Origin of the sequence: Microbispora sp. CA-102843 (assembly GCF_050936215.1) — a bacterium.
Classification (GTDB): Bacteria; Actinomycetota; Actinomycetes; order Streptosporangiales; family Streptosporangiaceae; genus Microbispora.
This window is the reverse complement of the sequence record NZ_JBNJNF010000001.1, coordinates 2747144-2764755: the sequence shown is the minus strand read 5'-3', so window position 1 is coordinate 2764755 and position 17612 is coordinate 2747144. Positions and strand designations below refer to the sequence as shown.

The 17612-nt window shown below is 72.1% G+C and carries 19 protein-coding genes; 10 read left to right on the top strand and 9 right to left on the bottom strand.

The window, feature by feature from the left end:
* Positions 1 to 7: 7 nt before the first annotated feature.
* Positions 8 to 1609, bottom strand: coding sequence for an FAD-binding oxidoreductase (locus tag ACQEVJ_RS13015; RefSeq protein WP_433100545.1), 1602 nt, complete (start codon positions 1607 to 1609; stop codon positions 8 to 10).
* A gap of 57 nt (positions 1610 to 1666) precedes the next feature.
* Between ACQEVJ_RS13015 and ACQEVJ_RS13010 the strand changes: the two genes are divergently transcribed.
* From ACQEVJ_RS13010 to ACQEVJ_RS13000, 3 genes are all read left to right on the top strand, one after another.
* Entirely contained in the window at positions 1667 to 3184 is a 1518-nt protein-coding gene (locus tag ACQEVJ_RS13010) for a glycerol-3-phosphate dehydrogenase/oxidase (RefSeq protein WP_433100543.1), read from the top strand.
* Positions 3185 to 3352: 168 nt separating this feature from the next.
* A complete protein-coding gene (locus tag ACQEVJ_RS13005) occupies positions 3353 to 4258 on the top strand; it encodes a sucrase ferredoxin (RefSeq protein WP_433100541.1) in 906 nt (301 codons plus the stop codon).
* Between the two features lie 116 nt (positions 4259 to 4374).
* Positions 4375 to 4689 carry a WhiB family transcriptional regulator gene (locus ACQEVJ_RS13000; RefSeq protein WP_076434697.1) on the top strand — a complete coding sequence of 105 codons (315 nt, stop codon included), beginning with the start codon at positions 4375 to 4377 and terminating at the stop codon, positions 4687 to 4689.
* Positions 4690 to 4776: 87 nt separating this feature from the next.
* On the opposite strand, the gene ACQEVJ_RS12995 is transcribed toward ACQEVJ_RS13000, so the two are convergent.
* The 5 genes from ACQEVJ_RS12995 to ACQEVJ_RS12975 form a co-directional block, all read right to left on the bottom strand.
* Positions 4777 to 5448 carry a phosphoribosyltransferase gene (locus ACQEVJ_RS12995; RefSeq protein ID WP_433112693.1) on the bottom strand — a complete coding sequence of 224 codons (672 nt, stop codon included), beginning with the start codon at positions 5446 to 5448 and terminating at the stop codon, positions 4777 to 4779.
* 51 nt (positions 5449 to 5499) lie between these two features.
* Positions 5500 to 6600, bottom strand: a complete 1101-nt coding sequence (gene rsgA, locus ACQEVJ_RS12990) for a ribosome small subunit-dependent GTPase A (RefSeq protein WP_433100539.1) — start codon at positions 6598 to 6600, stop codon at positions 5500 to 5502.
* 299 nt (positions 6601 to 6899) lie between these two features.
* Positions 6900 to 8177, bottom strand: coding sequence for a serine hydroxymethyltransferase (gene glyA / locus ACQEVJ_RS12985; protein WP_433112690.1), 1278 nt, complete (start codon positions 8175 to 8177; stop codon positions 6900 to 6902).
* A 164-nt stretch (positions 8178 to 8341) separates the two neighbouring features.
* Positions 8342 to 8692 carry a hypothetical protein gene (locus ACQEVJ_RS12980; protein WP_433100537.1) on the bottom strand — a complete coding sequence of 117 codons (351 nt, stop codon included), beginning with the start codon at positions 8690 to 8692 and terminating at the stop codon, positions 8342 to 8344.
* 23 nt (positions 8693 to 8715) lie between these two features.
* Positions 8716 to 9684, bottom strand: coding sequence for a YihY/virulence factor BrkB family protein (locus ACQEVJ_RS12975; protein ID WP_433100535.1), 969 nt, complete (start codon positions 9682 to 9684; stop codon positions 8716 to 8718).
* A gap of 181 nt (positions 9685 to 9865) precedes the next feature.
* Between ACQEVJ_RS12975 and ACQEVJ_RS12970 the strand changes: the two genes are divergently transcribed.
* The 6 genes from ACQEVJ_RS12970 to ACQEVJ_RS12945 all read left to right on the top strand — a co-directional run bounded on the left by ACQEVJ_RS12970 (position 9866) and on the right by ACQEVJ_RS12945 (position 13724).
* Positions 9866 to 10000, top strand: a complete 135-nt coding sequence (locus ACQEVJ_RS12970) for a hypothetical protein (RefSeq protein WP_433100533.1) — start codon at positions 9866 to 9868, stop codon at positions 9998 to 10000.
* A gap of 42 nt (positions 10001 to 10042) precedes the next feature.
* Complete coding sequence (locus ACQEVJ_RS12965; protein WP_433100531.1) at positions 10043 to 10168, top strand: putative leader peptide; 126 nt, start codon at positions 10043 to 10045, stop codon at positions 10166 to 10168.
* A 162-nt stretch (positions 10169 to 10330) separates the two neighbouring features.
* Complete coding sequence (locus tag ACQEVJ_RS12960) at positions 10331 to 12013, top strand: nitrite/sulfite reductase (RefSeq protein ID WP_433100529.1); 1683 nt, start codon at positions 10331 to 10333, stop codon at positions 12011 to 12013.
* A 25-nt stretch (positions 12014 to 12038) separates the two neighbouring features.
* Entirely contained in the window at positions 12039 to 12194 is a 156-nt protein-coding gene (locus tag ACQEVJ_RS12955; RefSeq protein ID WP_433100527.1) for an Insertion element protein, read from the top strand.
* A 58-nt stretch (positions 12195 to 12252) separates the two neighbouring features.
* On the top strand, positions 12253 to 12981 hold the full coding sequence (locus tag ACQEVJ_RS12950) for a phosphoadenylyl-sulfate reductase (protein WP_433100525.1): 729 nt from the start codon (positions 12253 to 12255) through the stop codon (positions 12979 to 12981).
* Positions 12978 to 13724 carry a sirohydrochlorin chelatase gene (locus ACQEVJ_RS12945; RefSeq protein WP_433100523.1) on the top strand — a complete coding sequence of 249 codons (747 nt, stop codon included), beginning with the start codon at positions 12978 to 12980 and terminating at the stop codon, positions 13722 to 13724. The genes ACQEVJ_RS12950 and ACQEVJ_RS12945 overlap by 4 nt, the downstream gene beginning before the upstream one ends.
* On the opposite strand, the gene ACQEVJ_RS12940 is transcribed toward ACQEVJ_RS12945, so the two are convergent.
* The 3 genes from ACQEVJ_RS12940 to ACQEVJ_RS12930 form a co-directional block, all read right to left on the bottom strand.
* Entirely contained in the window at positions 13721 to 14509 is a 789-nt protein-coding gene (locus tag ACQEVJ_RS12940; protein WP_433100521.1) for a hypothetical protein, read from the bottom strand. The genes ACQEVJ_RS12945 and ACQEVJ_RS12940 overlap by 4 nt on opposite strands.
* A gap of 1 nt (position 14510) precedes the next feature.
* Entirely contained in the window at positions 14511 to 15008 is a 498-nt protein-coding gene (locus tag ACQEVJ_RS12935) for a SigE family RNA polymerase sigma factor (protein WP_433100519.1), read from the bottom strand.
* A gap of 105 nt (positions 15009 to 15113) precedes the next feature.
* Positions 15114 to 15827: a DUF1707 SHOCT-like domain-containing protein gene (locus tag ACQEVJ_RS12930; protein ID WP_433100517.1), complete on the bottom strand. Its 714-nt coding sequence runs from the start codon at positions 15825 to 15827 to the stop codon at positions 15114 to 15116.
* Positions 15828 to 15947: 120 nt separating this feature from the next.
* Here ACQEVJ_RS12930 and ACQEVJ_RS12925 point away from each other — a divergent pair, with 120 nt between their 5' ends.
* Positions 15948 to 17525, top strand: a complete 1578-nt coding sequence (locus ACQEVJ_RS12925) for an ankyrin repeat domain-containing protein (protein WP_433100515.1) — start codon at positions 15948 to 15950, stop codon at positions 17523 to 17525.
* Positions 17526 to 17612: the final 87 nt, after the last annotated feature.

Genomic DNA, 17612 nt, shown 5'->3' with positions numbered 1-17612 from the left:
GGCGTTTCTACGGGATCAGCACACCCGGGTTGAGGATCCCGGCGGGATCGAGCCGTTCCTTGATCCCGCGCAGGATCTCGCCGCCCAGGTCGCCGATCTCCGCGGCGTACGCCTCGCGGTGGTCGCGGCCGACGCCGTGGTGGTGCGAGATCGTGCCGCCCGCCTGCACGATCGCCTCGTTCGCCGCGCGCTTGGCCGTCGCCCACTGCCCGAGCGGATCGCCGGTCTGCGCGGTCACCACGGTGAAGTACAGCGAGGCGCCCGTGGCGTACACGTGGGAGACGTGGCACATGACCAGCGGCGAACCGAGCGCGCCGAGCAGGGCCAGCCGCACGGCGTCGTACAGGCGCGGCAGGTTCGACCAGAAGCAGGCGGTCTCCAGCGTCTCCACCGTCGCCCCGGCCGCCAGCAGGGAGTCGCGCAGGTAGGGGGCCGAGAACCGGCCCTGCGCCCACTTCTCCCCCGGCTCCGGCCCGAGGTGCACGCCGCCCGCCTCGACCAGCACGGCGGCGGCCCGGTCCCGCCGGTAAGCCACGTCGCCCGGAGAACCCTCGAAGCCCGCCACCAGCAGGCAGCCGGAGTCGCGCCCCGCCTCGCCGAGGTCGGTGGGCTTCGCCAGCCCGACCATGGTCTCGGTCTCGTCCGACAGCCTCAGCACCGTGGGCGGCGGGCCCTCCTGCTGCGCGAGCCGCCGCAGTGCGGCCGTGCCCTCGGCGAAGGTGGCGAACCGCCAGCCCTCGTACGCCGTGACGTCCGGGGCCCTGCGGACGCGCAGCCGCAGCGAGGTGATCACTCCGAAGGCGCCTTCCGAGCCCAGGAACACCTGACGCAGGTCGGGCCCGGCGGCCGACCTGGGCGCGCGGCCGATCTCCAGCGTGCCCCGGGGCGTCGCCACGGTCATGCCGACGACCATGTCGTCGAACCTGCCGTACCCGGCCGAGGCCTGCCCGCTCGACCGGGCCGCCGCGAACCCGCCCAGCGTCGCGTACTCGTACGACTGGGGGAAGTGCCCGAGCGTCAGCCCGTGCGCGGTGAGGAGCTGCTCGGCCTGCGGCGCGCGCAGGCCCGGCTCCAGCTCGGCGACCATGGAGACGGGGTCCACCGAGACGAGCCGGTTGAGCCGGGCCAGGTCGAGCGCGACCACGCCCGCGAAGCCTCGCCGGGCCGCCGCGAGCCCGCCGACCACCGAGGTGCCCCCGCCGAACGGCACCACGGCCACCCGCTGCTCCGCGCACAGGCGCAGCACGGCGGCCACCTCGTCGTGCGAGCCGGGGAGCACGACGGCGTCGGGCGCGTCCGAGCCGTCCCCCGCGCGCATGAGCAGCAGGTCGGGGGTGGACTTGCCCCGGGTGTGGCGGATGCGGGCGTCGTCGTCGGCCCGCACGTGCTCGTCCCCCACGATCTCGGCCAGCGCGGCCAGGACGGGCGCCGGCAGCGCCACCTGCGGCAGCCTCACCTCGCCGAACGTCGCCCCCGGTGTGGCGGGCGCCCGGACGCCGAGGAGTCCCGCCAGCAGATCGCGCACCGGCGCGGGCAGCTCGGCGGCCTTGGCGGGATCGCCCCAGCCCGACCAGAGCATGGGTTCCGCCGGAGTGAGAGGGGTTTCCATAGCCGTCGCGCCTCCAGGTAGGTTACTCAAGGGTAATGCGGAAGTAGTGGAGGGGACATGAACTCCTCACTGAATGCGGCCAGACGCCGCTGGGAGCTCGACGAGGCGCGTGCGGACGTCGTGGACGTCCTCGTGGTCGGTCTGGGGGCGACGGGGGCCGGAGCCGCGCTCGACGCCGCCTCACGCGGGCTGTCGGTGGCCGCCGTGGACGCCCACGACCTGGCGTTCGGCACCTCCCGGTGGAGCTCCAAGCTGATCCACGGCGGGCTGCGCTACCTCGCGAGCGGACAGGTCGGCGTGGCGTGGGAAAGCGCCGTGGAGCGCGACGCCCTGCTGCGCTTCACGGCGCCCCATCTGGTCGCCGCCCACCCGTACCTGCTGCCGCTGACGCGGGCCGTCCCCCGGGCTCAGGCCACGACCCTCATGGCCGGCTACCGCCTGGGCGACGCGCTGCGGGCCGCCGCGGGCACGCCACGGCGCCTGCTGCCCGGCCCCTCCCGGCTCGCGGCCGAGCGGGCGCTCGCGCTCGCTCCGTCGCTGCGCGCGGACGGCCTGCGCGGGGCGCTGCTGTCGTGGGACGGCCGGGTGGTGGACGACGCCCGCCTGGTCGTGGCGCTGGCGCGTACGGCCGCCGCCCACGGCGCGCGGATCCTCACCCGGTGCCGGGCGCTGGCGCTCGCCGGGGACGGGGCCCGGGTGCGCGACGAGCTGACCGGCGACGAGTTCGACATCCGGGCCCGTGCGGTGATCAACGCGACCGGCGTGTGGGCCGGAGAGCTGACGCCGTCCGTGGCGCTGCGTCCCTCCCGGGGCACGCACCTCGTCCTGCGCCCCGGAGCCCTCGGCGCGCTGCGCGCGGGGCTGCACGTGCCGATCCCCGGCGAGCGCGCCCGCTTCGCGCTGGTGCTCCCCCAGGCCGACGGGCGGGTCTACGCCGGGCTGACCGACGAGCCGCTCGACGGCCCGATTCCCGACGTCCCCGAGGCTCCCGAGAGCGACGTCGCGTTCCTGCTCGAGGTCATCGGGACGGCGCTGGACCGGCCGCTGTCCCGCGCGGACGTCGCCGGCGCCTTCGCCGGGCTGCGGCCCCTGGTCGACACGGCAGACACGGTCGACGCACCGGACTCCGCCGGCGGGCGGACGGCCGACCTGTCCCGCCGCCACGCCGTGCTGCGCTCGCCGGAGGGCGTCGTGACGGTCGTGGGCGGGAAGCTCACCACCTACCGGCGGATGGCCGAGGACGCGGTCGACGCCGCCTGCCCCCGCGCCTGCGGGAGCCGTACGGCGCGGCTGCCCCTCGTCGGGGCCGGGCCGGTGCGGCCGGGCACGCCCGGGCGGCTGGCCCGCAGGTACGGCTCGGAGGCCTGGGCGGTGCGCGAGCTGATGCGCGGGGACCCGGCCCTGGCCGAGCCGGTGGCGCTGGGGATCACCCGGGCCGAACTGGTGTGGGCCGTGCGCCACGAGGGCGCCCTGGACGCCGGCGACCTGCTGGACCGGCGGACGAGGATCGGCCTGGTGCCCGAGGACCGGGCGGCGGCCCTCGCCGCGGCCGAGGCCGCCCTGGCCTATCCCTGATCGGCGCCCACCCTCGTCGCGGCGGCCGATCCGTGCGGCAGTACATGCACCGACAGTATTCGGACATTAACGGATTTAACGTGGATTTAGGGCCCCACTCCCGCGACCTCTGACTCAATCCGATAAGGTTAGTCTTACCTAAGAAACGCGAGTGAAGGACGGGACCGGATGGCCAACGGGTGCGAGCACCCCGCCGCCTGCCACACGGGGGAGGCGCCGATCCTGGCGAGCGCGACCAAGAAGGGCCGGTTCTGGCTGCTCATCGAGCACGCGGGGCCCTGGGCCGCGGAGCTGGAGGAGTGCCGGCTGCCTGACGACGTCCACCGGCTGATTTCTCGCGCCAGGGCTCTTGACATCCGGCCGCAACTGATCCGCCGGCCCGGCCGCCGCGAGGCCCTCACGGGCCCCCTGCACGTCTACGTCGCCGCGTCCGCGGTTGACGATCCGTGGCTCGCCGAGGGCTTCGTGGAACGCCCCGACGATCTTGACCTGGGCGCTCTCGTGCACGGAGTGGTTCCGGAGTCCTGCATACTGGTGAGCGAGCCGATGTACCTGGTCTGCACGCACGGCAGGCACAACATGTGCTGTGCGCGTCTGGGACTCCCGCTGGCGCGGTTCCTCGACGAGAACCTGTCCGGCGAAGTGTGGGAAACCACACATGTCGGCGGCGATCGATACGCCGCCAACCTCGTATGCTTGCCACACGGGCTTTACTACGGCAGCATGTCTCAGGCTGCTGCGATCGCGGCGGCAAACGCGTACCGGCACGGCGAGGTCGTCCTCGACCGTTTCCGGGGACGCGCGGGTATCCCTGAGTCACTGCAGGCCGCCGAGCACTTCGTCCGGGCGCATACCGGCGAGCTCTCGGTCGGCGGGGTGGCCGTGGAATCCTCCCGGTCGGTGGACGACACCACGATCTGCTTCGTGCGGTGCACGACGGAGCGTGGGACGTCACGATTCCGGGTCGTGGTCGAACCCACGGTGTTCACGGCACCGTGCGGGATGACCTGCGCCGACGGAATCCCGACCTACAGGTTGGCCGAGCTGAGCGAGCTCACGCCGGTATTGACCTGAGGGCTCCGCCCCGGAGCCGGGAACACCACGGCCTATCCCGGCGTTGGCACAAGGGATGCCACAAGCGTCCAATGCGGCACAAACACTGAAATACCTCTCACCAAAGGTGGTTTCTCATGTCTCAGGTACGTCGGCAGCTCGCCCGCCCGCGCCCCAGCTGGGGTTGGCAGGATGATGCCGCGTGCCGGGGAGAGGACCTGGTGCTGTTCTTCGGTCCTGACGGCGAGCGTCAGCCCGAGCGCGACATCCGGGAGCGCAAGGCCAAGGCCATCTGCGCTCAGTGTCCTGTGCGAGCGGAGTGCCTCGACTACGCGCTCTCCCGTCCGGAGAAGTACGGCACGTGGGGCGGCCTCAACGAGGACGAGCGCGCGTCCGAGCGTCGCCGTCGTATGCGCCGCGCCGCCAGCGCCGGTATCAGCGCCGTCGCCTGAGCGTTTCCCCCTTCCCCGACACGCGTCACCGCTGGGCGCTTCGCGTCCCGTCCCCCGCTGTGGGCGACGGCGCACGCGAGGCGCCCTTCAGGTCTCATCCGTCCCTCCACACCCCGCCGCGGCCAGCAGTCCCAGCACGTCGTCATCGGTGAGCTGGTCGAACCGCCGGTACCACTGGCCCACCGCGCGGAAGTTCTGTGGCGTGGCCGGCACGACGACCTCGTCCGCCTCGCCCCGCATCGCCTCCACCGTCTCCGGAGCGGCGACCGGCACCGCCAGCGTCACCCGGCCCAGCCCCGCCTGAATCGTCCGCACGGCCCGCAGCGCCGCGCGCGCCGTGCCTCCGGTCGCCAGGCCGTCGTCCACCACGATCACGTCACGGCCGCGCAGTTCCGGCAGCGGCCGATCTCCCCGGTAGACCCGCACGCGCCTGGCCAGCTCACGCCGCTCCCGGCCGGTCACCTCCGCCACGTCCTCCGGCTCCAGGCCGAGCCGGTCGAGCATCTCGGTGTCGAACACGGGCCGCCCGCCCTCCGCGATCGCGCCGACCCCGAGCTCGGGCCGGGCCGGATGCCCGATCTTCCGGGTCACCAGCACGTCGAGCGGGGCGCACAGCCGCTCCGCGATCGGCGCGGCCACCGCCACGCCGCCGCGCGGCAGGGCGAGCACCACCGGATCCCGCGGGCTCATGTCCCACACGACCTCGGCGAGCAGCGCCCCCGCCTCGGCGCGGTCGGCGTACGGCAGCCGCACCCGCATCGTCTTCACGCCCCCGGTCATACCCATCGACCGGGCGGGAGGCACCCGAGCCTACGGGCGGCTCATGCCCCGCATCTGCTTGTGGATGGTCTTCCACTTGCGGGTCTCCTCGGCGCGCAGCCGGGCGTCGGTGCGGCGGGCCATCCAGGCGGCCTCGCGCTGGAGCCTGTTCCAGCTCTCCAGCCGCCGCTCGGGCAGCTCGCCCGACTCGACCGCCGCCAGCACCGCGCAGCCCGGCTCCTCCCGGTGCCGGCAGTCGGAGAACCGGCAGCCCTCGGCCAGCTCCTCGATGTCGGAGAAGACCAGGTCGACGCCCTCGCTCATCTCGTACAGCCCGACCCGGCGGATGCCGGGGGTGTCGATGACGAGCCCACCGCCGGGCAGCGGGATGAGCTGCCGGTGGACGGTGGTGTGCCTGCCCCGCCCGTCGGCGGCCCTGACCTGCTGGGTCTCCATGACTTCCCCGCCCGCGAGGGCGTTGACGAGCGTCGACTTGCCCGCGCCCGACGGTCCGAGCACCACCGCGGTCCCGGAGGGGCCGAGGTGGGCGCGCACCAGGTCCACGCCGTCGCCGGTGAGCGAGCAGACCGGGTGGACGTCGACGCCCGGCACCGCGGCCGCGACGTCGGCGAGGAGATCGCCGAGTCCCTGGTCGAAGAGATCGGCCTTGGTGACGAGCACGACCGGCCGGGCGCCGCTCTCCCAGGCGAGCGCCACGAGGCGCTCGATCCTGCCGAGATCAGCGAAGTCCGTGGCGTGCATGGACGGCTCGGCCACGAAGACCACGTCGACGTTGGCGGCCAGGACCTGGCCCTGGCCGTCGCCCGACAGCCCTCCGCGCGAGTCGCGGCTCACGCCGCCGCGGACGAAGGCCGTGCTGCGGGGCAGCACCTCGGCCAGCTCGTAGCGGCCCTCACTGAGCCGGGTGAGCGCGACCCAGTCGCCCACGCACGGAAGCGCGAGCGGGTCGGCCGCCGCGGCCCTGCGTACGCGGGCGCCGAACCGCGCCTGGTGGGTTCCGTCGGCGGCGATGACCTCTGCGGCGCCACGGTCGACCCGCGCCACACGCGCGGGAACGGCGCCGCCGGGCAGGTCGGGCAGCTGCTCCGCGAGCCCGTCGTGCCAGCCGAGAAGAGAAAGATCGTTGAACACTGCTGGTGGACACCCTTCGGAAACCGGGTGTCGCAGCGACAGATCAGGCGGACACCCGGGAGTTGACGGACGGCATGGTCGTCAGAAAGACCCGCATAGTCCTCACCTCCCTGGTCCTGGCCGCCCCGTGGCGGCGATGGGGGAACACTAGCAGCACTCCCGCGGCCCCGCGCAACCGAATAAATCCACCCTGATCCGCGCGACCGGCCGTACGGAATGCCTGCCCACGGGCGGCATGAAAACGGCTCCCCGCGACCTCGTGAGGTCGCGGGGAGCCGTCGCTCGTCGATCTACGGCGATCAGGACAGGCCGGGCGCGGGGAACCGGCTCGTCAGCTCGGTGACCTCGCCGTGCACCCGTGCGATCACGTCCTCCGCGTCGCCCTTGGCCACGGCGGTGACGACCTCGTCCATCCACGCGGCGATCTGCCGCATCTCGGCCTCGCCCATCCCCCGCGAGGTGACCGACGGCGTGCCGATGCGGATGCCCGACGGGTCGAACGGCTTGCGCGGGTCGAAGGGGACCGCGTTGTAGTTGGTCTCCAGGCCCGCGCGATCGAGGGCCTGCGCGGCCGGCTTGCCCCCGACGCCCTTGGACGTGAGGTCCATCAGGATCAGGTGGTTGTCGGTGCCGCCGGAGACCAGGTCGAACCCGTGGGCGAGCAGCTCGTCGGCGAGCGCCTGGGCGTTCTTCACGATCTGCGCGGCGTACGCCTTGAACTCCGGCTGGGCGGCCTCGTGCAGGGCGACGGCGATGGCGGCGGTGGTGTGGTTGTGCGGGCCGCCCTGCAGGCCGGGGAACACGGCCTTGTCGAGCGCCTTGGCGACCTCGTCGGAGTTCGCCATGAGCATCGCGCCGCGCGGGCCGCGCAGGGTCTTGTGCGTGGTCGTGGAGATCACGTCCGCGTGCCCGACCGGCGAGGGGTGGGCGCCGCCGGCGACGAGGCCCGCGATGTGGGCGATGTCGGCCGCCAGCACCGCGCCGACCTCCCTGGCGATCTCGGCGAAGGCCGGGAAGTCGATCGTGCGCGGGATAGCGGTGCCGCCGCAGAAGATCAGCTTGGGCCGGTGCTCGAGCGCCAGCGCGCGCACCTCGTCCATGTCGATGCGGCCGGTGTCGCGGCGCACGCCGTATCGGACCGAGTTGAACCACTTGCCGGTGGCGGACACCGACCAGCCGTGGGTGAGGTGCCCGCCGAACGGCAGGCCCATCCCGAGCACGGTGTCGCCCGGGTTCAGGAACGCCAGGTAGATCGCGAGGTTGGCGGGCGAGCCCGAGTAGGGCTGGACGTTGGCGTGGCTCACGCCGAAGACCGACCTGGCCCGCTCGATCGCCAGCGTCTCGATCTTGTCGATGACCTGCTGGCCCTCGTAGTAGCGCTTGCCCGGGTAACCCTCGGAGTACTTGTTGGTGAGGACGGTCCCGGTCGCCTCCAGGACGGCCCTGGACACGTAGTTCTCTGACGCGATCAGCTTGACGGTGTCGGCCTGCCGCCGCTCCTCCGCCCTGATCAGTTCGGCGATCTCGGGATCGACGACGTTCAACGAGTTCTCAGCCATGGCGCTTTCCTTCTCCACGTCGACGGCGGCGGCGACCCAGGCGCACGGCCTCCGCGAATTCGCTCCCCGGTGGTGCCCCACCTTGTGCCCCTCCCGCCAGTCCTCGCCGGGCGAAGCTTGGCGGGCGCGGCACTAGCGACGCGCCACAGGGGCACGTCAGCGCCAGTCACGACCTCCCCACTTTATCGGAGCGGGACGACCCCCTCACTCCGACGAGACGGGCAGGTCGGAGAAGAGCCCGAACCCCGGCGCGTCGAAGCCGATCTCCTCCAGGCCGTCCGGCACACCCGTGTACGTGGCGTAGAGAGGAAGCAGCCCTGCGCGTCGATCACCGACGACAGGTCGGGACCGTCGACGTACTCGGTGACGAGGTAGTGCCGGTGTGCCACCTGGCGGCCGGCCGGATCGCGGGCGAGATAGACGATGCCCATGCCCCCCTCCCCCAGGCGGCGTACGGGGACGTAGGGGCCGATCGTGCGCCGGTCGGCCGTGGTGGGGTCGCCGGCGGAAGGCTGTGCGTCGATCGACGCCATCCTTCCGCTGCTATAGGGATGGATCAGTCCTTATCGGACTTGCGGTGGTGGTGCTCGTGCCGGGTGGCGCCGCCGAGCGGCCACAGCCGGTCCACCTCCGCGTTCAGCGTCGCCCCGATGAGCACGGCCAGCGCGGTGATGTACAGCCACAGCAGCACGGCGATCGGCGCCGCGAGCGAGCCGTAGATCGACAGCGGGGTGAACCAGGCCGCCAGCACCTCGCGCAGGAACGCGGCGCACACGATCCAGATCACCAGCGCCAGCACGGCCCCCGGGGTCTCGCGCCACCAGCGCGTCCGGTGCGGCACGCTCATGTGGTAGAGCAGCGTGAGCATCAGCACCGAGCCGATCACGACCACGGGCCAGTAGAGGACGTTCACGAGCACGGCGTACCTGGGCAGGGCGTTGGACATCAGGGTGGGCCCGATGACCAGGATCGGCATGACGACCAGCCCGATCAGCAGCGCGGCGAGGTACAGGACGAACGACAGGACCCGGGTGCGGATGATCCCCCGGGTCTCCCCCAGGCCGTACGCGATGGATATCAGGTCCACGTAGACGAACAGGGCCCGCGAGCCCGACCACAGCGACAGCAGGAAGCCGACGGAGATCAGCGAGACCTGCCCGCCGGCCAGCACGTCGGCGAGCAGCGGCTTGACGACCCGCTGCACGGTGTTGTCGGTGAACAGCAGCTCGGACTGGTCCACGACCCAGCGCCTGATCTCGCCGATGGCGGCCGGGCCGAGCATCCCGCTCAGGTGACCCATGACGCCGAGCAGCCCGAGCACGAACGGCGGCAGCGACAGCAGCGCGAAGAACGCCGCCTCGCCCGCGAGGCCGGTCACCCGGTAGTTGACGCCCGCCATCGTGGTCGCCTTGACCAGGGCCCAGAGGTTCGTGTCGCGCAGCCAGGTGAGGCGCGCCCTGGCCAGCGCCATGCCCTTGCGCGTGTTGCGCCGCGGCCTGCGCGACGGCGCGTCCGTGGAGGTCATGGCACCCAACCGGTCATGAGAACTGGGCTCTACCCGCTGCCGCGGCGATTAGTGCGTGACCTGCGGGCGGATTGTCGCCGCCAAGAATAGGGGCCCCCGCCCCCTGCCCGCGAGGACCCCTCGCGAACCGATCGCGCGTACCCCTGTCATCCGCCCGTGACAGACGGTGAACAATGGAGACATGATCTGCCCAGCGTGCAGGGAGCACCGGCACGAGGAGTGCCGCGGCGGGTCCTGGTGCGACTGCCAGCACCAGGACCCGTCCGAGAGGGAGAACGAGGCCGAGCCCCCGGAGAACTGGATCCGCAAGGGCTGACGACCGTCCGTCATATTGCCGTGACGATCCCGCATCCTGGACATGAACTTGGACATCCAGGATCTCAGAGGTATCGTTTGGGACATGCCAGCGGACCCGTTGCTCGTCGTGCGACGCCACGTCGATCTCCTGCGTGTCCGTAGCGCGATCTGTATCGACGCCGGCTGACCGTCGCCCTCCGCTGATCCATCCGGGCGCTCGGCCAGGCGTCGTTTTCGTATGCCCTCACACTCGACGGCCGCACATTCCGTCGGCGAGGTGAGAGGCCGCCTGCGCCGGCGTCCGCCGAATCCCGATCTTAGACCGAGCCTCGGAGAAGGACGTGTGCCCATGAGCACCCCGGCCCGCCCGGCGAACCGCCACCACAAGCGCCCGCGCGGCGAAGGTCAGTGGGCTCTCGGTTACCGTGAGCCACTGAACAAGAACGAGGAGAACAAGAAGAACGACGACGGGCTCAACGTCCGTCAGCGCATCATCGACATCTACTCGAAGGCGGGCTTCGACTCGATCGACCCCGCCGACCTGCGCGGCCGGTTCCGCTGGTTCGGCCTGTACACGCAGCGCAAGCCCGGAATCGACGGCGGCAAGACCGCGATCCTGCCGGACGAGGAGCTGGACGACCGCTACTTCATGCTGCGCGTGCGCATCGACGGCGGGCAGCTCAGCCTGGAGCAGCTCCGGGTGATCGCCGGCATCTCCAACGAGTACGGCAGGGGCACCGCCGACGTCACCGACCGGCAGAACATCCAGCTCCACTGGATCGAGATCGAGTCGGTGCCGGACATCTGGCGGCGGCTCGAGGCGGTCGGCCTGTCCACCACGGAGGCGTGCGGCGACACCCCCCGCGTCATCCTCGGCTGCCCGCTGGCCGGGATCGACGCCGGCGAGGTGATCGACGGCACGCCGCAGATCCACGAGATCTACGACCGGTACGTCGGGGACAAGGCGTTCTCCAACCTGCCGCGCAAGTTCAAGACGGCGATCAGCGGGTGCACGGCCCACTGCACCGTCCACGAGATCAACGACGTCGCGTTCGTCGGCGTGGTGAACGAGCAGGGCGAGCGCGGCTTCGACGTCTGGGTGGGCGGCGGCCTGTCGACCAACCCGATGTTCGCCAAGCGGCTCGGCGCGTTCGTCCGGCCCGAGCAGGTCCACGAGGTATGGGCCGGGGTCATCGGCATCTTCCGCGACTACGGCTACCGCCGCCTGCGCCACCGGGCGCGGATCAAGTTCCTCGTCAACGACTGGGGCGCGGAGAAGTTCCGCCAGGTCCTGGAGACCGAGTACCTGAAGTACGCCCTGCCCGACGGCCCGGCTCCGGAGGCGCCGCAGAGCGGCCGGTGCGACCACGTCGGGGTCCACCCCCAGCGGGACGGCAACTTCTACGTCGGCTTCGCCCCGCGCGTGGGCCGGCTGGACGGCGACACGCTGCACCGCATCGCCGACATCGCCGAACGGCACGGGTCCACCCGGATCCGTACGACGGTCGAGCAGAAGATGGTCATCCTCGACGTCGCCCCCGACCAGGTGGAGTCGATCGTCCGCGAACTGGAGGCCGCCGACCTCCAGGTCAACCCGTCCACGTTCCGCCGCCAGACGATGGCCTGCACCGGCATCGAGTACTGCAAGATCGCGATCGTCGAGACCAAGGCCACCGCGTCGGCCCTGATCGACGAGCTGGAGCGGCGCCTGCCGGACTTCGCCGAGCCGCTCACGATCAACGTCAACGGCTGCCCGAACTCCTGCGCCCGCATCCAGGTGGCCGACATCGGCCTCAAGGGCCAGCTCGTGGCCAACGACAAGGGTGAGCAGGTCGAGGGCTTCCAGGTGCACCTGGGCGGATCCGTCGGCCTCAACCCGACCTTCGGCCGCAAGGTGCGCGGGCTCAAGGCCACCACCGAGGAGCTGCCCGACTACGTCGAGCGGGTCGTACGCAACTACGAGAAGCAGAAGAACGACGGCGAGACCTTCGCCGAATGGGTCCAGCGCGCCGACGACGCCGACCTGAAATGAGCAGACCAGCGAGCGGAGCGAGCGAATGAGCACCGAGCGGGCCGCGCCGTTCTACTGCCCGTACTGCGGCGATGAGGACCTGGAGCCCTACGTGACCGAGGAGGAGAGCCACGGATGGTACTGCAGATCCTGCGCCCGTGCCTTCCGGGTGAAATTCCTCGGCCTCGGCGTGCGTTCGTGACCCCGAAGGCTTTCATCCAATCATCCGATGAACCAATGACGACGGTTGAGGAGTAACGATGTCGGTGGCGGAGATAGAGGCAGGACTGGAGCGGCAGCGGGTGACGCTGGACCTCCAGGGCATCGTGGAGTCCGCGGCGCGCTTCCTTGAGGACGCGCCCGCCCGGGAGATCATCCGGTGGGCCGCGGCCACCTTCGGCGACCGCCTCTGTCTCACCTCGTCGATGAGCGACGCCCTGCTGATCGACCTGGTCAGCAGGGTAAAGCCCGGCGTCGACGTGCTGTTCATCGACACCGGCTACCACTTCGCCGAGACCATCGGCACGCGGGACGCGGTCGAGGCGGTCTACCAGGTCAACGTGATCAACGTGACGCCGTCCAGGACCGTCGAGGAGCAGGACCGCGACCTGGGGCCGCGCCTGTACGGGCGCAACCCCGACCTGTGCTGCTACCTGCGCAAGGTCGAGCCGCTGAACCGGGCGCTCGAGCCGTACCTCGCCTGGGTGTCGGGCATCCGCCGCGACGAGTCGCCCACCAGGGCGAGCACCAAGGTCGTGGAGTGGGACGCCAAGCGGCAGATGGTGAAGATCAACCCCATCGCCCGATGGACCCAGGAGGACGTCGACAACTACATCGCCGACAACGGCGTCCTGATCAACCCGCTGCACTACGACGACTACCCCTCGATCGGCTGCGCCCCCTGCACCCGCAGGGTGGCGCCGGGCGAGGACCCGCGCAGCGGCCGCTGGTCCGGCCTCGGCAAGATCGAGTGCGGCATCCACCTGTGACGACAGTCCCGCACGCAGGCGCGCCGCTGATCGCGGTGGCGCACGGGTCCCGCGACCCGCGCGCCGCCGCGACCGTGGAGGCGCTGCTCGACGGAGTACGGCGGGCGCGGCCCGGCCTGGACGTCCGCGCCGCCTATCTCGACCACGCCACGCCGTCGCTGCCACAGGCGCTGTCGGGGCTGGACGAGGCCGTCGTGCTCCCCCTGCTGCTCACCGCCGCCTACCACAGCCGGGTGGACATCCCGGCGGCGCTGCGGGAGGCGGCCGGCCGCACGCCGCTGCTGCGGGCCGTCTGCGGCCCCACGCTCGGCCCGCACCCGCTGCTCGTCCGGGCACTCGAACGCCGTCTCACCGAAGCCGGTGTGGAGATCGGGGACCCGGACACCGCCGTGGTGCTCGTCTCGGCCGGCTCCAGCGACCGCCGGGCGAACGCGACGATCGCCGCCGTCGCCCGCGAGTGGGCTCGCGCCCGCCCCTGGTGGTCGGTCACCGCCGCCTACGCCTCGGCCGCCGCGCCCACGCCCAGGGACGAGGTCGTACGGCTGACGCGCGCGGGCGCCCCGAAGGTCGTGGTTGCGCCGTATCTCCTGGCCCCCGGCTACTTCGCCGACACGGTGGAGCGCGACACCCTGGAGGCCGGGGCGCACGCCGTGGCCGGCGTCCTCGGCCCCGCCCCCGAACTGGTCACGCTCCTGCTCGAACGCCACACCCAGGCCGTACGCGCCGCCTCCGACGCCGCCTAGTCCACGGGCAACGGGAAGCCGGTAGGCCGGTCGCACGCCGACGACAGGATCTTCTGCCCGTTCGGCTTACGGATGACGATGTCCCTGTCACAGTTGACGGGCGTCGGCGCCACGGCCAGCAGCCACGCTTCCCGGATCGTCACCTTGGCGCTGGTGCGATACTCGCCGGTCTCGCCGACGACCCGCTCGGCCTCCTGCTCGCCCAGCGCGGGAATCGGCGCGCCCGGGTCGCGGTCCGCCGCAACCCGCTGGACCGGCACCAGCGCGACGTCCACCTCGTTGGGTCCCGTCAGATCCCTCCCGGACTCGTCGATCCACGAGATCAGGTGATCGACCGGTTCGCTCTGGACGCCGCAGACGCCCTGCGTCTCCAACCGGCCGTTCAGCCAGACGAACGCGTACGACGGCTCGCGGCAGTCGACCTGCACGTTCACCGACGCGCTGATGCCCGTGTAGGGAAACCGCAGGACGCGGCCACCCGTCTCGATCTCCTTTTCGAGGAACACCCGCTGCCCCGCGAGGTACGACACCCCCGGAGTCAGCGAAGGGCCGGCCATGGCTGCGGCGTCCGCGCCGTCGTCGGGAGCGATCGTGACCGTACGCGGCGCGGTCGCCACCAGCACCGCGGCGGCCACGCCGGCGGCCAGCACCGCCCCCGCGGCGCCGCGACGGCGCCGGATGCGCCGCACGCGCCGGTCGACGTCGGCCAGGGTGACGCCCGCGCCCCTCACCTCGGAGGCGTCCCGGGCGAGCAGGTCACGCAGGTCGTTGTCGGTCATCGTCATGTCAGCCCTCCAGGCTCATCGCGGATCGGGCGGCGGAATCGACGCGCAGCCTGGCCAGGGCTCTGCTCGCCTGGCTCCGCACGGTGACGACCGAGCAGCCGAGGATCTCCGCGATCTGGGCGTCACCCAGGTCGGCGAAGTAACGCAGCACGATCACGGCACGCTGTTTCGGCGGCAGGCGGGTGAGAGCCTGCCGTACGGCGTCGCGGGAGCCGAGCAGGTCGGCGGAGTCGCCGACGGCCGGTTCCGGCAGCACGTCTGTCGGCTGCTCGCCCCGCCAGCGCCTGCGCCACCAGGAGGCGTGGGTGTTGGCCAGGATGCGGTAGACGTACGGGTCGGGGTTCTCGCCGACCCTCCGCCAGGCCAGCCACGCCTTCGCCAGCGCCGTCTGGAGCAGGTCCTCTGCGGTGGCCCAGTCGCGGCAGAGCAGGTAGGCCGTCCGCAGCAGACGGTCCGAGCGCTGCTCGACGTAGCGCTCGAAGTCGGCGCGGTCGCGCATGTGCGGCCCCCAGGTTCTCGGTGATCCCTTGGTGAACGGTCACCGATGACTACGCCCTGAGAGCGTCCCGCCGTTGCCTGGTACGGCCGGCCGGTTCGGGCCGGATCAGTGGAGGCCGCGGTGGCGGCGGTCGGGGATCCCGTGACCGTCGTAGCCCGGGCGCTGGCGGCGCTCCTGCCACCACTCGCTCCAGGCGAACCAGCCGCGCTTGATCGGCTCGGCCCGGGAGTCGCCGATGATCTTCACGTCGCCCATCAGCACGTACGCCGTGACCTTGACGACGGGGGCGGACTGGCCGCGGGGCGCCTCGACCACCTGGACCTTCTTGTCCCCCATGATCGTGATGCCGCCGAGCTCGACGTCGACGCCGTCGGGCACGATGATCTTCACGTCGCCCATCACGCACGTGGCGACGATGTCCACCTCACGCCCGCGCACCTCGGCCTGGCGCAGGTCGAGGACGACGTCGCCCATCACGCAGACCGCGCCGATGCCGTCGTCGATCCGCCACGTGCCGGTCCTCTTGGCGTCGCCCATCACCGCCACGATCCACTTGCGCATCCCGCCCTGCGCGGCGGCCGGCACCGCGGAGGCGGGAGCAGGGGCAGGAGCGGGGGCGGGCCCGGGAGCGGGGGCGGCGCCTGGCAGGTCGGCGGTGATCTGGGCGAGCTCGCCGTGGGTCTGCGCCAGATAGGCGGCCTCGGTCCGCTCGGTCAGTTCCGCCAGGGTCAGCCGCCCCTCCGCGGACGCCACGCGCAGCCGTTCCACCACGGACTCGCGTTCGGCATCGGATGCCCGCATACCACCCGGATCGTTCACGCCCTTCACCGTATCCCGGCCGGCCCCGCTCCCCCTCCTCCCTGGGAACGATCCTGAGAACGATCCTGGGAGACGATCCCTGCGGACGAGGCCGGAAAGGGGTTGTGTGAGCATGGAATCGTGACCCGCAGCAGGTTGCTGGAGGCGATAGCGGGAGGGGACGTCGCGCGGGTGGCGGCGATGCTGCACCCGGACACCGCCGTGAACCCCGCTCAGGGGACGACGCCGCTCTATCGGGCGGCCGTCGGCGGTCACCACGACATCGTCAGGCTGCTCCTGGAGTACGGCGCCGACCCGGACCAGCCGAGCGGAGGGCACGAGGAGGGCCTTCCGCTCTGCGCCGCGGCGTGCTGGGACCACGCCGAGACCGTGCAGGCGCTGCTCGACGGCGGCGCCGACCCCGACGCGGTGGAGGAGGGCGGCTGGACGGCCCTGCTGTGGGCCGCGGCCAACGGCAACCTGGAGTCGGCCGACATCCTGCTCGACGCCGGGGCCGATCCCGGCCGGGCCGACGACGACGGCGACACCCCGCTGACGCTGGCCGCGATCTTCGGGGCGTACGGGATCGTCTGGTCTCTGCTCGAGCACGGCGCCGACCCGTCCGCGCCCGGCTGGGACGGCGCGACCCCGCTGGAGATCGCCGCGCGACTGGCCGCGGTGGATCTCGAAGCCGCGTTGCGAGACGAGGTCTCCGCGAGGGTCGAGGGCGAGCAGACGGTGCTGGTGGCCCACGGCTCCGCTCCGGACGGCACCCGGCGGGTCACGGTCGAGGCGCGCGGCGCCGACGGCGGCTACTCGATCACCCGCCAGCACGGGCACGCCGCCGTCGCGACGGTCCTGGAGGCGGCTCTCGGCCTGCGGCCGTCCGCGGACGCGCTGCTCAGGCGCGTGCTGCCCTACCGCGACCTGGACGAGGACGACGAGACGTGGTGGGCGGCCGTCCACGCGCTCCAGTCCCGCCACGACGAGGGCACGTTCCTGTCGCTGGCCCGGCTGTGCGAGAGCGACGACCCGGTGGAGCGGGAGTTCGGCGTCGACGTGCTGGCGGAATTCGGCCAGGAGACAGGGTTCGGTAAGCAGACATGGTTCGGCAAGCAGACAGGGCTCGGCAAGCAGACAGGGCTCGGCAAGGAGGCGGGGTCCGGCCAGGGCTCCGTTTCCCTGTCCACGGCGCACGCCCCCTACCGGGACCGCGTCCTGGAGATCCTGCGTGACATGGCCCGGCACGAGACCGAGCCCGCGGTCGTCGAGGCACTGCTGCACGCCTTCGGCCACCAGGCCGACGAGCGGGCGCTCCCCGAGGTGCTGAGGATCGTCAACAGCCCGGGCCGGGAGCCCACGGTCCATGACCCCATCGCGCTCGCCGCGGTCCTGCCCCCGGACGACGAGGACGGCCTGACCACGCTGATCCGGCTGAGCGAGTGCGCCGACGACGAGGTACGCGACTGGGCCACGATGGGCATCGCGGGGCTGCCCGCCGACACGGCCCCCATCAGGGACGCTCTGGTCACCCGGCTGAAGGACCGCGATCTGACGACGGTGGCCGAGGCCGCGCGGGGCCTGGCCGGGCGCGGAGACCCGCGTGCGATCGAGGGCGTCCACCGGGTGCTGTGCGAGGCGGGCGCCGACCAGGACTACGCGCGCGACCTCGCCCTGGAGGCGGCCCAGGAGCTCGGACTGGAGATCTCGGGCGCCTGACCGTTCGCCGCCCGGTGTTTGTCCCGGCCGCCCGAGATGTTGAGATGGAGTCCCGGCATCGTGGACGTCCCGGTATGGCGAGTCCCG

Coding starts and splice junctions, on each gene's coding strand:
- ACQEVJ_RS13015 (WP_433100545.1), bottom strand. CDS start 1,609: ATGGAAACCCCTCTCACTCCGGCGGAACCCATGCTCTGGTCGGGCTGG.
- ACQEVJ_RS13010 (WP_433100543.1), top strand. CDS start 1,667: ATGAACTCCTCACTGAATGCGGCCAGACGCCGCTGGGAGCTCGACGAG.
- ACQEVJ_RS13005 (WP_433100541.1), top strand. CDS start 3,353: ATGGCCAACGGGTGCGAGCACCCCGCCGCCTGCCACACGGGGGAGGCG.
- ACQEVJ_RS13000 (WP_076434697.1), top strand. CDS start 4,375: ATGTCTCAGGTACGTCGGCAGCTCGCCCGCCCGCGCCCCAGCTGGGGT.
- ACQEVJ_RS12995 (WP_433112693.1), bottom strand. CDS start 5,448: ATGCGGGTGCGGCTGCCGTACGCCGACCGCGCCGAGGCGGGGGCGCTG.
- ACQEVJ_RS12980 (WP_433100537.1), bottom strand. CDS start 8,692: ATGGCGTCGATCGACGCACAGCCTTCCGCCGGCGACCCCACCACGGCC.
- ACQEVJ_RS12975 (WP_433100535.1), bottom strand. CDS start 9,684: ATGACCTCCACGGACGCGCCGTCGCGCAGGCCGCGGCGCAACACGCGC.
- ACQEVJ_RS12970 (WP_433100533.1), top strand. CDS start 9,866: ATGATCTGCCCAGCGTGCAGGGAGCACCGGCACGAGGAGTGCCGCGGC.
- ACQEVJ_RS12965 (WP_433100531.1), top strand. CDS start 10,043: ATGAACTTGGACATCCAGGATCTCAGAGGTATCGTTTGGGACATGCCA.
- ACQEVJ_RS12960 (WP_433100529.1), top strand. CDS start 10,331: ATGAGCACCCCGGCCCGCCCGGCGAACCGCCACCACAAGCGCCCGCGC.
- ACQEVJ_RS12955 (WP_433100527.1), top strand. CDS start 12,039: ATGAGCACCGAGCGGGCCGCGCCGTTCTACTGCCCGTACTGCGGCGAT.
- ACQEVJ_RS12950 (WP_433100525.1), top strand. CDS start 12,253: ATGTCGGTGGCGGAGATAGAGGCAGGACTGGAGCGGCAGCGGGTGACG.
- ACQEVJ_RS12940 (WP_433100521.1), bottom strand. CDS start 14,509: ATGACGATGACCGACAACGACCTGCGTGACCTGCTCGCCCGGGACGCC.
- ACQEVJ_RS12935 (WP_433100519.1), bottom strand. CDS start 15,008: ATGCGCGACCGCGCCGACTTCGAGCGCTACGTCGAGCAGCGCTCGGAC.